Raw genomic sequence first — 13,990 nt, 5'->3', positions numbered from 1 at the left:
CACGGGTCATTGCCCCTTGCCGAGCTGCGAAGTCACGTCTTCGTCGGCGCCCGAGAGCGCCTTCATCGACTTGGCGACGTTCTGCTGCATGCCGCGCAACCCCTGCACGAGGTTGGCGAAGCCTTCGACGGCGCCCTGCGAGCCGGGCACGTAGTCCTTGGCGAACTCCTTGCCGGAGTCGTCGTCGCCCCAGCACGCGCCCTGCGCGTCGAGGGCGCCCTGCAACGTCTTGAGCGCGCTGTCCAGGCCGTCCGCTGCCGTGGTCAGGCCGTTCGACGCGCGCAGGACCGCGTCGGGTTCCGCGGTGAAGCCGGAGCCCCCGTCGGGCATCAGTCGCCCCTCGTCATCCAGGACGACGGCGGCTCCTCGTCCTCGTCACGAGGCGGGCGGACGCGCTTGGGTGCGGGCTTCGGGGCGGGCACCGGCGGCGGCACGGCCTCGTTGCGCAGGATCGACCCGCTGTCTTCGAACGACTCCGGCCGCGGCGCCTCCTCGGGCGACTCGACGAACTCGGGGATCGGCGGCACCAGCCCGGCCAGCGACGGCGCGCCTTCGACGAGGTCAGCGAGGTCGGGCAGGCCTTCGGTGATCGGCGCCATCAGATCCGCGATCTTCTGCTTGACCTGCAGGGATCCCTGGCGCACCGCCGTCTGGACAGTGTTCGCGAGCTGCGCGGGCGTCGTGCGTTCGAAGGCGTTCGGGGCGAACTCGAGCTTCGCGAGGTTGCCGCCGGCGTCGATCGTCGCGCGGACCAGGCCGTCGGGGGAATTCACCTGGGCGGTCGTTTCCGCGGCCGCGGCCTGCGCGTCACGCAGCTGCGCGGTCTGCCGCTCGAAGTTTTCCAGGAGGGTGTCCATCTGGTCCTTCATCGCGGCATTGCGTGCTTCGAGCCGTGCACGGTCGTCGCCCGCGGTGGTCACAGGTGCCCCCGGTGTCCCTCGAACCTACTAATCCCTTGCCGTCACCCTAATGCCAATGGAGCAGTGACCGTGACCGGTTCGGGTGTTTGCCTCAGCGAATCGCGCGTCGCCGCGCCAGCACGTACCCGGCTCCACCGACGAGGTAGCAGACGGTCGCCGCGATGAGCAGGCCCGGCGAACGTCCGTCGTCCGGCACGACCAGCGCGCCCAGCGAAACCGCGGCCACCTGCGTGATGTTGAAGAGCGTGTCGTACAGCGCGAACACCCGGCCGCGGGCTTCGTCGGCGACGTCGAGCTGGATCGACGAGTCGACGCAGAGCTTCAGCACCTGCCCGGCCCCGGTGATGACGAACGACGCGAGCAGCGCCAGCGGCAGCAGCATCGGCAGGCCCAGCGCGGACTGCGCGATCGCCGCGAGCACCAGCGAACCGAGCACCGCGCGCAGCCGGCCGACTTTCCGGATCAACCGCGCGGTCAGCAGGCCGGCGACGAGGATCCCGGCCCCGGCGAGCGCGGCCATCTGCCCGAGCCCGGGCAGACCGGCGCGGAAGATCCCGTGGTCGGTGAAGTAGTTGCGCATCAGCAGCACGGTGACCAGCAGCGACACCCCGAACGACGCCCGGTGCGCGAACAACGCGATGAACCCGGCCGTGACACTCGGCGCGCGCCAAGCGGCCTTCGCGCCGTCGGCCAGCCCTCGCGCGACGGCCAGGACGGGGTTCGGCGGCTCGTCGACCACCGTCGGCCCGAGCACCCCGCGCGCGAAACCGCGGGCGATGAACGCCGAAACGAGGGTGCCGAGCACCGCGAACACCGTGGTCTCGGCCGAGCCGAGGTCGTTGCTGCCGAACAGCGCCCGCAGGCCGATCGCGCAACCGCCGCCGATGACGGCCATGAACGAGCCGAGCGTCGTGGCGAAGGCGTTCGCCGTCACGACGCTCTCTTCTTCGACGACGTGCGGCAGCGACGCCGAAAGCCCGGAGCCGATGAAGCGCGAGATGCCTTCCGCGGCCAGTGCCAGCGAAAACAGGCCGATCCCGCCGAACCCGAAGCCGACGGCGGCGGACGCGCTGACGATCGCCAAGCCGCGCAGGAGGTTCGCGAAGATCAGGACTTTCCGCCGGTCCCAGCGGTCGAGCAGAGCACCGGCGAAGGGCCCGACGACGGAGTACGGGAGCAGCAACGCGGCGAACCCACCGGCGATGGCCAGCGGATCGGCGGCACGCTCGGGGTTGAACAGCACGGCTCCGGCCAGGCCCGCGCGGAAGACGCCGTCACCCCAGCTGGCGGCGAAGCGCGTAAAGAGCAGGCGGCGGAAGTCGGGATCCTTGAGCAGCTCCCGAGGGCCTCTTCGGGCGGTCTTCGCACCGGCACTGATCGTCACGGAGCCAGAGTAGAGGGTGGCCGGCGCACTGAGGTCGCCTCTCGGCGGCTATGCGCAGTGTGGCTCCTGCCGGACGGTATTCCACAAAGGCGGTTCTTCAGTGAGCCCGGGGGACACGGAGTGCGCCGACCACTGTTTCAAACGAGGCTGCTGGGGCGATTGTTCCCGAGCCGAAGTAATTCACCAGGCCTGGGGTGGGATCATAGGTCGCGTGCCAGCGGACGCCGAGGTTGAACCGGGAACGCTCCTGGTCGCCGCCCCCACGATGGTCGACCCCAACTTCCGGCGGACCGTCGTGTTCGTCATCGATCACCGCGACGAAGGCACGCTCGGCGTGGTCCTGAACCGGCCGAGTGACGTCGCCGTGCACGACGTCCTGCCCAACTGGGGCGGGCACGTCGCCGAGCCGCAGGCGGTGTTCGTCGGCGGGCCGGTCGAGAAGAAGACCGCGTTGTGCCTGGCCGCGTTGCGCACCGGCGAGACGGCGGCGAGCGTGCCGGGCGTGATCGCGGTCCGCGGCCCGGTCGCGCTGGTCGACCTGGACACCGATCCCGAAGTGCTGGTGCCGAAGGTCCGCGGCGTGCGCGTCTTCGCCGGGTACGCGGGCTGGGACTCGGGTCAGCTGGCCGGTGAGATCGAACGCGACGACTGGGTCATCGTGCCCGCGCTCCCGAGCGACATCCTGGCCTCACCGAGCGGCGACCTGTGGAGCCAGGTGCTGCGCCGCCAGGGCATCCCCCTGGCGCTGCTGGCCACCCATCCGGGCGACCTCCAACGGAATTAAGCGTCTTCCTTCTTGAAGACCCCGCAGCCGCCGGCGCCGCACGCGCAGCCGCTGCAGCCGGCGGGCGCCGCCGGAGCCGGCGCGGGCACGGTCAGCGCGGCCCGGTTGCCGAGCACGCCGCCGCCCATGACCAGCACGAGCATGGCGAGCACCCCGGCGAGCGCGGCGGAGACCAGGCCGGCGGTCGTCGGCATCGCGAGCCCGGCCAGCCCGGTGAGCACGGAGATCGCGCCGCCGGCCATGGTCGGCAGCCCCGCGACGCGGTTGGCCAGCTTGAACGCTTCTTCGCTGCGCAGCGCGGCCTGCGTGCGCACGCCGGTGCCGCCTTCGCGCGTCAAGCGCTCGCGGAAACCGAGGAACCCACCAAAGCCGACGAGCAGACCCAGCACGACCGGAACCAGCGCGATAGCGAACACGAGGTCAAGGATAAGCGTGACGTCCTGGCAACCTGGCGGATACCCTGACCGACTGTGCTACAGGCCATGTCACCGCGAGTACTGCCCACAGTGTTGACCGCTGCCCTGATCGGGGGACTCCTCGCCGCATCGCCGGCGAGTGCCACCGAGAGTCACCAGCGGCCGGTTCGCCTGCTCGGCGAGCAGATCGTCCCCAACTCCCTGCTGTTCCAGGGCACGGTGGTCGGCGGCCTCTCCAGCATCGACTACGACCCCCGGACCGGCGGATACGCCCTGATCTGCGACGACCGGTCGGCGATCAACCCCGCCCGCTTCTACACGGCGACCTTCCCGGTGTCGGCGGACGGCGTCGGCCCGGTCACCTTCACCGGCACGAAGCCGCTGCTGCGCCCGGACGGCACGCCGTACCCGCCGCTCACGCAGAACGACCCCTCGAAGCCGCAGAACGAGCAGACGATCGACCCCGAAGAGCTGCGCGTCGACCCGTGGACCGGCGACTACTACTGGTCGCAGGAGGGCGAGCGCACCGCGACGACGTTGATCGACCCGTCGATCCGTGAAGCGCGCCGCGACGGGAAATACGTCCGCGACCTGCCGATCCCCGCGAACGAGAAGATGACGCCGACGGCCGGCCCGCGGCAGAACCTCGTCCTCGAGGGCATCACCTTCACCGGGTTCGGCGCGCTGCTGGCCAGCGACGTCGAAGGCCCGCTGCTGCAGGACGGCCCGGAGTCGACGCGCACCACCGGCGGCGTCTCCCGCATCACGCTGCAGGGGCGCTACGGCCCGGTCCTGGCGCAGTACGCTTACCCGCAGGAGCCGATCTTCGCGTCACCGGTCCCTGATGGCGCGTTCGCCACCACCGGCGTCTCCTCGATGCTGGCCGTCGACCAGGCCGACCCGACGAAGTTCCTGATGATGGAACGCTCGTTCGTCACCGGTGTCGGCAACAAGGTCCGCGTCTACGAAATCGACACGAAGGGTGCGACGAACGTCCTGAACGTTCCCTCCTTGAGCGCGGCCAAGCACGTCAAGCCGGTCAAGAAGCGCCTGCTCTTCGACGCGGCCGACCTCGGGCTGTCCACTGTGGACAACCTGGAAGGCATGACCTGGGGCCCGAAGCTGCCGAACGGCGAGCGCAGCTTGATCATCGTCAGCGACAACAACTTCTCGGCCACGCAGGTCACCCAGTTCGCCGCACTGGCGGTCCCCTCGGAACGGCTTTGACCAGCAAGTTACGATGAACGTATGAACACGGCTCGGCTGCTCCTTAGCCTGCCGCGCTGACCGGGTCCGGCCCGGCCGGCGCGGCGACCCCTCATGCCCTGGTGGCTGAGGGGTCGAGTTGTTTCTGGAGTACCTCGCGACGAAGGAAGACGGCGATGACCGAGACAACAGGGACCGACGTCCCGGCGCACCGCTACACGGCCGCGCTGGCCGGCCAGATCGAGCAGCGGTGGCAGGACCACTGGGCCGACCAGGGCACCTTCCACGCGCCCAACCCCGTCGGGCCGCTCTCGGTCGAGGGGCAGCCGGTCCCCAGCGACAAGCTGTTCGTCCAGGACATGTTCCCGTACCCGTCGGGCTCCGGCCTGCACGTCGGGCACCCGCTGGGCTTCATCAGCACCGACGTCTTCGCCCGGTACCACCGGATGATCGGGCGCAACGTGCTGCACACGATGGGCTTCGACGCGTTCGGCCTGCCGGCCGAGCAGTACGCGGTCCAGACCGGGCAGCACCCGCGCAAGACCACCGAGGAGAACATCCGGACCTACCTGCGCCAGATCCGGCGCCTGGGCCTGGGCCACGACGAACGCCGTCGCATCTCCACGATCGACCCCGAGTACTACCGCTGGACGCAGTGGATCTTCCTGCGGATCTTCAACTCCTGGTACGACACCGACGCCGGCAAGGCACGGCCGATCGCCGAGCTGGAAGCCGCCTTCGCCGACGGCTCGCGCCCGGTGCCCGGCGGGAAGGACTGGGCGTCGCTGAGCGCCGCCGAGCGCAAGACGGTCATCGACGACCACCGCCTGGTCTACATCTCCGAGGCGCCGGTCAACTGGTGCCCGGGCCTGGGCACGGTGCTGTCGAACGAAGAGGTCACCGCCGACGGCCGCAGCGAGCGCGGCAACTTCCCCGTGTTCCGCCGCAACCTGCGGCAGTGGATGATGCGGATCACCGCGTACGCCGACCGCCTGGTCGACGACCTGGACCTGCTGGACTGGCCGGAGAAGGTCAAGTCCATGCAGCGGAACTGGATCGGCCGCTCCCACGGCGCCCGCGTCACGTTCAAGGCAGGCGAAGACGCGATCGAGGTCTTCACGACCCGGCCGGACACCCTGTTCGGCGCCACGTACATGGTGCTGGCGCCGGAACACCCGCTGGTCGACAAGCTGACGGCGGACGCGTGGCCCGCGGACGTCGACGCCCGGTGGACCGGCGGCGCGGCGACGCCCGCCGACGCCATCAAGGAGTACCGCGTCGCCGCCTCCCGCAAGTCCGAGCTGGACCGGCAGGAGAACAAGGAGAAGACGGGCGTCTTCACCGGCGCGTACGCGACGAACCCGGTCAACGACAAGCGGATCCCGATCTTCGTCGCCGACTACGTGCTGATGGGCTACGGCACCGGCGCGATCATGGCCGTCCCCGGCCAGGACGTCCGCGACTGGGAGTTCGCGGAGAAGTTCGGGCTGGACATCATCCGGACCGTGCAGCCGTCGGAAGGCTTCGACGGCAAGGCGTTCACCGGCGACGGCCCCGCGATCAACTCCGGCTTCCTGGACGGCATGGACGTCGCCGAGGCCAAGAAGACGATCATCGAGCGCCTGGCCGAGGACGGCACCGGCGTCGGCACCGTGCAGTTCAAGCTGCGCGACTGGCTGTTCTCGCGCCAGCGCTACTGGGGCGAGCCGTTCCCGGTGGTCTACGACTCCGACGGCGAGGTGCACGCCGTCCCGGAGTCGATGCTGCCGATCGAGCTGCCCGAGGTCGCCGACTACTCGCCGGTGACGTTCGACCCCGAGGACCGCGACTCGATGCCGTCGTCCCCGCTGGCCCGCGCGACCGACTGGGTCGAGGTCGAGCTGGACCTGGGTGACGGGCCGAAGAAGTACCGCCGCGACATCAACACGATGCCGAACTGGGCGGGTTCGTGCTGGTACCAGCTGCGGTACGTCGACCCGACGAACGCGGAGTCGTTCTGCGCGCCGGAAAACGAGGCGTACTGGATGGGCCCGCGCCCCGGCGAGCACGGCGCGGACGACACCGGCGGCGTCGACCTGTACGTCGGCGGCGTCGAGCACGCGGTGCTGCACCTGCTGTACTCGCGGTTCTGGCACAAGGTGCTGTTCGACCTGGGCCACGTGACATCCAAGGAGCCGTACCGGAAGCTGTTCAACCAGGGCTACATCGAGGCGTACGCGTACACGGACGCGCGCGGCGTCTACGTCCCGGCCGAGCAGGTCGAGGAGCGCGGCGGGAAGTACTTCTTCAACGACGAGGAAGTCACCCAGGAGTACGGCAAGATGGGCAAGAGCCTGAAGAACGTCGTCACGCCGGACGAAATGGCCGAGAACTACGGCGCCGACACGTTCCGGTTCTACGAGATGGCGATGGGCCCGCTGGCCATGTCGCGCCCGTGGGCGACCAAGGACGTCGTGGGCTCGCACCGCTTCCTGCAGCGGCTGTGGCGCCTGATCGTCGACGAGACCACCGGCGAGCTGCGAGTGTCCACTGAGGACGCTTCGGAGGCGGACCGCAAGGTGCTGCACCGCACGGTGGCCGGTGTCCGCGAGGACTACGCGGAGATGCGCTTCAACACGGCGGGCGCGAAGCTGATCGAGCTGAACAACCACGTGACGAAGACGTACGGCGCGGCCGCGTCGACGCCGCGCGAGCTGGCCGAGCCGCTGGTGCTGATGCTGGCGCCGCTGGCCCCGCACATGGCGGAGGAGCTGTGGCACCGCCTGGGCCACGCGGATTCGCTGGTGCAGGGCCCGTTCCCGGTGGTGGACGAGAAGTACCTGGTCGAGGACACGGTCGAGTACCCGATCCAGGTCAACGGCAAGGTCCGCTCCCGCGTGACGGTGGGCGCGAACGCCGCTTCGGACGACGTCCAGGCGGCGGCCCTGGCCGACGAGAAGGTCGCGGCCCTGATCGGCGACGGCACCCCGCGCAAGGTGATCGTGGTGCCGGGCAAGCTGGTCAACATCGTCCTGTAGCGCTCCGTCGGAAAGCCGCCGGTGCTCGGTGGTCATCCCCGATTTGATTGAACGGTCAAGGAAATCCGTTCGATCGAAGGAGAACCGGGGATGACCCTCGACGGCAAGGTGGCGCTGGTGACGGGCGGCAGCCGCGGCATCGGCGCGGCCACGGCACTGCGGCTCGCCGAGGACGGCGCGGACGTTGCGCTGACGTACCAGCACAACGGCGCGCGAGCGGCCGAGGTGGTCGAGCAGATCAAGAACCTCGGCCGTCGCGCGCTGGCGGTCCAGGCGGATTCGGCGGACGCGGACGCGGTGTCGGCGGCCGTTTCGGCTGTGGTGGCGGAGTTCGGCCGGCTGGACGTGCTGGTGAACAACGCGGGCGTCGGTTTCGTCGGCGCTTTCACCGAAACCGCGCTCGAGGACGTCGACCGCGTGCTGGCGGTGAACGTCCGCGGTGTGTTCGCGGCGACCCAGGCGGCGGCCGGCGTCCTGGGTGACGGCGGCCGCGTGATCACGATCGGCAGCTGCGTCACGGACCGCGTGCCCGGCCCGGGCATGGCGCTGTACGCGACGAGCAAGGCGGCGATGGTCGGCCTGACCAAGGCGCTGGCGCGGGAGCTCGGCCCGCGCGGCATCACCGTCAACCTGGTCCACCCGGGCCCGACGGACACGGACATGAACCCGGCCGACGGCCCGTACGCGGCGGACCAGCGGGGGTTGACGGCGTTCGACCGCTACGGCACGCCGTCGGAGGTGGCCGCCGCGGTGTCCTACCTGGCGTCGCCGGCCAGCGCGTACGTGACGGCGGCGACGCTGTCGGTCGACGGCGGCCACGCGGCCTAGCCGGTGTAGAGCCCGATCTCCCGGGCGAGGTCGATGAGCATCGCCTCGAACAGGACGTCCGGCTTGGACATCGGGATCGGGTAGTTGCCGAAGACCTCGAGCGTGACGTGCCCGTAGAGCCGGGCCCAGAACTGGATCATCAGGTACGTCACGCCGAGGTCGATCTTCTCCACCGGCACCGCCCGGTCGGACTCGGCGAGCACGGTGACCAGCGATTCCTGGAACGTCTGGAGGTCGTCCCGCAGCTCGTCGGGCACCCCGCTGGCGGACGGCAGCACGATGTCGGTCCGCGCGAGCACCCGCCCGGCGGCGGCCAGGAAGATGCGGCCGAAGGGCTCGTCGACCCGGCTCAGCGCGGAGCCCGCAGTGGACCCGACCCCGCCGGTCGGCGACGCGAAGACCAGCGTGAATTCCTTCGTGTGGGTGAGCGCCCAGCGCCGGAAGCCCTTGCAGATGGCGAAGAGCTGCATGATCCCGTCGTCCGGCAGCTCGGCGATGTCCTCGGCGAGCTCGTCGGCCAGATCGGCGCAGACGTCGAGCCGCAGGTTCTCGACGAGGTCGTCCCGCGACTCGTAGTACCGGTAGAGCGCGGGCGCGGTGATCCCCAGCTCCCGCGCGATGGCACGCAGGGTGACCGCCTCCGGCCCCTGCTCGACGAGCAGCTTCCGGGCGGTCCGCCGGATGTCCTGTTCGGTAGCCGCACGCGCGCGACCCCTCCGCGTGGGGTGGCTCATCCGAACAGTCTAGGTGCTTACTACGACAAGTCTTGCATTAACGCGATCTCGGCCGTAACGAAAAGGTGCAGCTCAGGACGTCCGCGTCAGGGGCCGCAGCAGCCACATGCCCACGACGGCCATCCCGAGAGCGCAGAAGAAGTGCACGACCCAGGCCCCGATCAGCGACGGCCCACCCCACGACCCGGCGGCACCGGCCTCGGTCCAGAAGAACCCGAAGGTCGCGATCCGCCCGACGAGGTACCAGACCAGCAAGGCGATCGGGAAAGCCGCGACGCTCGCCAGGAAGCCCCCACGCCGTGGTTCGCCGCCCAGCCAACGCAGCGCGAGCCTTCTCCGCACCGCCGGTCCCGCGAGACAGGCGGGCAGCGCGAGGAGCGCGTAGATCGTCCGCTTCCAGTCGGAGATGCTCATGAAAGCCGACGCTATGAGCCGCTGAACAGCGCGGACACCCGGTTGACCACCCGGGCGGGTGGGGAAACCCCGGGGGTCTTCGTCACAAACCACCGAACCGCGCACAACTGTCGGTGCCATGTGCCACACTCGGTCGCCGTACGGTTACTGACGTGAACGGGGAGGTTCGCGTGATGAACGCTGAGCAGTTGCTGGCGGGTTTCGACGCCAAGATCGCCGAGGCCAAGCAGCGGGGCGACCGCATGCAGGCCGAAATGGGCACGGTCTCCGTGTCCGAGCGCAGCCAGGACGGCCAGATAGCGGTCGAGGTCAACCACCTCGGCAACCTCGTCGGCCTGGAGATCGGGCCCGGGGTGCGGGAGAAGGCGAACCTCGCCGACGAGATCCTGCGGACCGTCCGGCGCGCGCAGAGCAGGCTGGCGGAGGCCGTCCAGACCGGGATGCCGTCGATCGCCGGCACCGAGACCATGACCGAGCTGGTCGATCAGCTCCACCGCGAGTACCCGGAGCCCGAGCCGCAGGGGTTCGTGGACGGTGGCTACGCGGCCCCGGCCACCGATGGGTCGCGCTTCATCGCGGAGGAGGAGCCGCCCCCGCCGGCGCAGCCGAAGCCGGCTCCGCCCCGCCCGGTGCGCCGTGAACCCGAAGCAGGCGACGACGACTACTTCAGCGACGGCGACTACCTGCGCTGACCAGGGCAACGAGGGAGGAGAAGAGGATGAACAGCCCGCAGGCGGACATCCGGATCAAGCCGGCGCAGTTGCTGGACCACGCGAAGAAGCTCGAACCGTTCGTCGACCGGTTCGCCAAGACACTGGACGCGGCGGCCCAGGTGGTCGACCCGATGGCTTTCGGCCTCATCGGCCAGGCGTGCGGCCTCGGCGCGCTGTGCGGCGTCGCCCAGACCCTGGGGAGCGACTCCATCGGCCACGCGAAGAACGTGGCCCAGGAGCAGATCGATCGCGTCCGCACCTGGTCGCAGCACGTCGACTGGTACGAGCAGGACGTCAAGGCGAACTTCGAAGGGATCAGCCTTGACTGAGAACGCTTTGGTGACCGACGCCAAGAAGAAGGTCGACGAAGGGTCTTCGGCGCTCGAAGGCGCCGGGATGGCGCAGGACTTCTGGGACGCCGCCACGAAGGCGGCCGACGGCGACTGGACCGAAGGCCTGCTCAACCTCGGCTTCGGCGCCGCCGGCGTGATGGATTTCCTCCGTGACCCGATCGCCGGCCTGGCCAGCATGGGGCTCGGCTGGCTGATCGAGCACGTCGAGTTCCTGCGCGCCCCGCTCGACTGGGTGACGGGGAACCAGGAACAGCTCGACATCATGCAGGAAACCTGGGGCAACATCAGCGACGAGATCGACGCGGTCGCCAAGGACCTCCTCGAGACCGTGAAGGCGGACAGCGCGGAGTGGACGGGCCAAGGCGCGGACGCCTATCGCGCGTTCACGGCCGAGCTCGGCGACATGTACTCCGGGGTCGCCGGCGGCGCGAAGGCCGTCTCCGTGCTGATCGACGTCTGCAAGAGCATCCTGAACGTCGTGCGCAGCGTGCTGCGGGACCTGCTCACGGAATGCATCGGCAAGCTGATCAGCATCCTCGCCCGGTATCCGGGACCGGCCGCGCCCGCCGGCCTGGCCGGCGAAGGGACGGCCGAGATCGTCGAGTGCGGCTCGCGCATGTCGGAGTGGCTGCAGAAGCTCATGCGGGCCTTCCAGAAGGGCATCAGCCAGTTCAACCACCTCAGCGGGCTCTTCAGGACCGTCGGCCAGAAGCTGCTCGCGGCGTTGCGCGACGCGGCTCACGCGGCGCCGGGCATCTTCAAGGACGGGCTCAAGGAGCTGCCCAAGGCGCTCGGTGAAGAGGCCGGAAAGGAAGCGGGCAAGAAGACCGCGGGCGCCTACGACGAGGCCGACAAGGAGTACCGCGAGAACCACTACAACGAGAAGCAGACCGCGGCCGCCGAGCCGGTTTTCCAGCAGCCGGGCGCCCAGCGCATCTCCGGGTCGATCTAGCCACCGTGGTGTCGACGACTCCCGGCGAGCCGGAAACGGCGGCGGTGCCGGTCCGGCTGCCGATCCACAACCCGCCGGCCGAACTGAGGACGGCCGTCGGGTGCATGGCCTTCCTCGGCGTCGTGTTCGCCGTCCTGGCCGGGTTGCTGGTGTGGGCCCGCAGCCAAGACCCGGTCGTGTACCTGGTCGCGCCCGCGCTCGGCGTGCTGGCGTTGGCGTGCTTCTGCTTCCGGCCGATCCTGCGGCGGTACATCCGCCGCAACGGCGGGATGGTGACCGCGCGGGTCGAGTTCGGTCCCGACGGGTTCCGGCAGCCGCTCGAAGACAAGACGACGCTCGTCCTGCCCTGGGACGACGTCCGCCGGTTCGTCTTCCGGGAAGGGCAACCGGAAGACCGGGTCGCGCTCGCCGTGTCGCTCGTGGACGACGACGCGCTCCGCAACCTGAACCCCGACTGCCGCCACGAATCCGAGGACGGCTTCATCCTGTCGTCGTCGATGGCCCGCGAAGAGGCCGAAAAGGCCTTGGCGGCGATCGAGCGCCATCGCCCCGGGCTGAGCCGCTGGAACTCCAAGAACGTCCGGCGCGGCGGCTTCGGCGTGCCGAACCCGGTGAAGCTGCTGGTCAAACGCTGGCGTGCCGACCAGCCGGGAACGCTCGTCCGCGCCGAACAAGCGTCCGCCGTCCGGCTGGTGTTCCTGTGGACGGCTTGGCTGGCCGTCATCGCCGACTTCGTGTCGCCGGCGTTCTACGACATTCCGCCGGGGATCCCGTTGCCGGTCGCCGTGGCGATCTGGGTGCTGCTCTACCTGACCCGTTACCGGGGTGACTTCGGCGAATTCGCCGTGACGGTCGACGCGGTGACGTGGCGCCCCAAGGAAGGCGAACCCGTCGTGGTGCGGCGCACCGACCTCGCCCGGCTGACGATCGAGCCCTCGGGGAAGAAGGCCACGCGCCACTACGTCGCCGTCCACGCGGTTCGCCGCAACGGCAGCGATCGGCCGTTGGCCGGGAAGATCTCCCCAGGAGCAGCCGAACACGTGCTGGCGTTGGTGCCGGTGCGCCCGGCGGAGTGAGGCGCCGCCGACGCCGATCACTCGGGGGGCTACGTGATCGGCGCCGGCGACATGATGCCCTGTCCGGCTCTCACCGGTCGGGGCACCGCCACCACGTCTTGCGTGGTGACGCACCTGGAGAGCGGGACCGGTCCGCGTAGTGACGGCCGGGGGAATGTGATCCCCCGATCGAGTGACGGGCATCCGCTGCTCGCATGATTGTCGCACTCAACGCCGGATAAGTTACAAAAACCTTCACTTTCCTCTTCCTCACCCTTCCCGACCTGGTCGGACGGCTTTCGTGGCACAGTGCGGGGATGAACTCCGACGTCCTCGTTGTGGGATCCGCCAACGCCGACCTCGTCGTCGCGGTGGACCGGCGGCCGGCAGGTGGCGAGACGGTGCTGGGCGGCGACACCGTGCTTTCGCCGGGCGGCAAGGGTGCCAACACCGCGGTCGCGGCCGGCCGGCTCGGGGCGGACGTCGCGCTCCTCAGTGCCGTCGGCGACGATCCCTACGGCCGGTTGCTGCTCGACTCGCTGCGCGCCGCCGGGGTCGACACCGGGTTGGTCCGGACCAGCGACCGGCCGACCGGCATCGCCTACATCACCGTCACCCCGGACGGCGAGAACGCCATCCTCGTCTCCCCCGGCGCCAACTCGAGCCTCGAGCCCGCCGACGTCGACGCCGTGTTCGACGGGGTCGAGATCATGGTCGCCTCGCTCGAGGTGCCGCTGCCGACCATCGAGCACGCCGTCGCGCGGGCCGCCGAAAAGGGCGTCAAGGTGCTGCTGAACCTGTCGCCGGCGGCGAAGCTGTCCGCGGAGACGCTGGCCAAGCTCGACGTCCTGCTCGTCAACGAACACGAAGCCGCGTGGCTGGCCGGGCCCGGCGCGGACTTCCGGAAGCTCCTGGAGCTCGGACCGCGGGCCGCCGTCGTCACGCTCGGCGCGGCGGGTGCGGTCGTCGTGGAGCGGGACGGCGTGACCGAGGTGGGGTCGCCGGCGGTCGAGGCCGTCGACACCACCGGCGCCGGGGACGCCTTCGCGGGCGCGCTCGCGGCCTCGCTCGCCGACGGCGCCGACCTCGTCTCCGCGGCGAAGCACGCGGTGCGCGTCGCGGCCTTCAGCGTGACGCGGCACGGTGCGCAGCCGTCCTACCCGACCGCCGCCGACCTGGGGGAATGATCATCCGAAGGCCCGTGTTGCACCTCA

15 protein-coding genes are annotated in these 13,990 nt (G+C 70.0%); 9 read left to right on the top strand and 6 right to left on the bottom strand.

The window, feature by feature from the left end; all coding sequences use genetic code 11:
* Positions 1 to 6: 6 nt before the first annotated feature.
* The 3 genes from QSK39_RS11910 to QSK39_RS11900 all read right to left on the bottom strand — a co-directional run bounded on the left by QSK39_RS11910 (position 7) and on the right by QSK39_RS11900 (position 2,304).
* Positions 7 to 330 (bottom strand): WXG100 family type VII secretion target, encoded by a 324-nt coding sequence (locus QSK39_RS11910; protein ID WP_285477661.1) that lies wholly within the window; start codon positions 328 to 330, stop codon positions 7 to 9.
* On the bottom strand, positions 330 to 869 hold the full coding sequence (locus tag QSK39_RS11905) for a YbaB/EbfC family nucleoid-associated protein (protein WP_285477660.1): 540 nt from the start codon (positions 867 to 869) through the stop codon (positions 330 to 332). The genes QSK39_RS11910 and QSK39_RS11905 overlap by 1 nt, the downstream gene beginning before the upstream one ends.
* A gap of 142 nt (positions 870 to 1,011) precedes the next feature.
* Complete coding sequence (locus QSK39_RS11900; protein WP_285477659.1) at positions 1,012 to 2,304, bottom strand: MFS transporter; 1,293 nt, start codon at positions 2,302 to 2,304, stop codon at positions 1,012 to 1,014.
* Between the two features lie 202 nt (positions 2,305 to 2,506).
* Here QSK39_RS11900 and QSK39_RS11895 point away from each other — a divergent pair, with 202 nt between their 5' ends.
* Positions 2,507 to 3,088 carry a YqgE/AlgH family protein gene (locus tag QSK39_RS11895; RefSeq protein ID WP_284743526.1) on the top strand — a complete coding sequence of 194 codons (582 nt, stop codon included), beginning with the start codon at positions 2,507 to 2,509 and terminating at the stop codon, positions 3,086 to 3,088.
* On the opposite strand, the gene QSK39_RS11890 is transcribed toward QSK39_RS11895, so the two are convergent.
* On the bottom strand, positions 3,085 to 3,504 hold the full coding sequence (locus tag QSK39_RS11890) for an SdpI family protein (protein WP_086685294.1): 420 nt from the start codon (positions 3,502 to 3,504) through the stop codon (positions 3,085 to 3,087). The genes QSK39_RS11895 and QSK39_RS11890 overlap by 4 nt on opposite strands.
* A 66-nt stretch (positions 3,505 to 3,570) precedes the next feature.
* On the opposite strand from QSK39_RS11890, the gene QSK39_RS11885 reads away from it, so the two are divergent.
* From QSK39_RS11885 to QSK39_RS11875, 3 genes are all read left to right on the top strand, one after another.
* Positions 3,571 to 4,731, top strand: coding sequence for an esterase-like activity of phytase family protein (locus QSK39_RS11885; RefSeq protein WP_285477658.1), 1,161 nt, complete (start codon positions 3,571 to 3,573; stop codon positions 4,729 to 4,731).
* A gap of 155 nt (positions 4,732 to 4,886) precedes the next feature.
* Complete coding sequence (gene leuS, locus QSK39_RS11880) at positions 4,887 to 7,727, top strand: leucine--tRNA ligase (protein ID WP_285477657.1); 2,841 nt, start codon at positions 4,887 to 4,889, stop codon at positions 7,725 to 7,727.
* Positions 7,728 to 7,817: 90 nt separating this feature from the next.
* Positions 7,818 to 8,555: an SDR family oxidoreductase gene (locus QSK39_RS11875; protein ID WP_285477656.1), complete on the top strand. Its 738-nt coding sequence runs from the start codon at positions 7,818 to 7,820 to the stop codon at positions 8,553 to 8,555.
* Here QSK39_RS11875 and QSK39_RS11870 read toward each other — a convergent pair.
* A complete protein-coding gene (locus QSK39_RS11870) occupies positions 8,552 to 9,289 on the bottom strand; it encodes a TetR/AcrR family transcriptional regulator (RefSeq protein WP_284743466.1) in 738 nt (245 codons plus the stop codon). The two genes, QSK39_RS11875 and QSK39_RS11870, sit on opposite strands and share 4 nt — an antisense overlap.
* Before the next feature lie 72 nt (positions 9,290 to 9,361).
* Positions 9,362 to 9,703: a hypothetical protein gene (locus QSK39_RS11865; RefSeq protein WP_285477655.1), complete on the bottom strand. Its 342-nt coding sequence runs from the start codon at positions 9,701 to 9,703 to the stop codon at positions 9,362 to 9,364.
* A 173-nt stretch (positions 9,704 to 9,876) separates the two neighbouring features.
* Between QSK39_RS11865 and QSK39_RS11860 the strand changes: the two genes are divergently transcribed.
* From QSK39_RS11860 to QSK39_RS11840, 5 genes are all read left to right on the top strand, one after another.
* Positions 9,877 to 10,395, top strand: coding sequence for a YbaB/EbfC family nucleoid-associated protein (locus QSK39_RS11860; protein WP_285477654.1), 519 nt, complete (start codon positions 9,877 to 9,879; stop codon positions 10,393 to 10,395).
* Positions 10,396 to 10,421: 26 nt separating this feature from the next.
* The gene (locus QSK39_RS11855; RefSeq protein WP_285477653.1) at positions 10,422 to 10,745 is read left to right on the top strand and encodes a hypothetical protein; all 324 of its coding nucleotides are present in this window, start codon (positions 10,422 to 10,424) and stop codon (positions 10,743 to 10,745) included.
* Entirely contained in the window at positions 10,738 to 11,721 is a 984-nt protein-coding gene (locus QSK39_RS11850) for a hypothetical protein (RefSeq protein WP_285477652.1), read from the top strand. The genes QSK39_RS11855 and QSK39_RS11850 overlap by 8 nt, the downstream gene beginning before the upstream one ends.
* 5 nt (positions 11,722 to 11,726) lie before the next feature.
* Entirely contained in the window at positions 11,727 to 12,797 is a 1,071-nt protein-coding gene (locus QSK39_RS11845) for a hypothetical protein (RefSeq protein WP_285477651.1), read from the top strand.
* A gap of 296 nt (positions 12,798 to 13,093) precedes the next feature.
* The gene (locus QSK39_RS11840) at positions 13,094 to 13,963 is read left to right on the top strand and encodes a ribokinase (protein WP_285477650.1); all 870 of its coding nucleotides are present in this window, start codon (positions 13,094 to 13,096) and stop codon (positions 13,961 to 13,963) included.
* Positions 13,964 to 13,990: the final 27 nt, after the last annotated feature.

Origin of the sequence: Amycolatopsis sp. NBRC 101858, assembly GCF_030269325.1 — a bacterium.
Taxonomy (GTDB): domain Bacteria; phylum Actinomycetota; class Actinomycetes; order Mycobacteriales; family Pseudonocardiaceae; genus Amycolatopsis; species Amycolatopsis ponsaeliensis.
The sequence above is the reverse complement of the archived record's forward strand: the minus strand, read 5'-3'. Positions and strand labels throughout refer to the sequence as shown.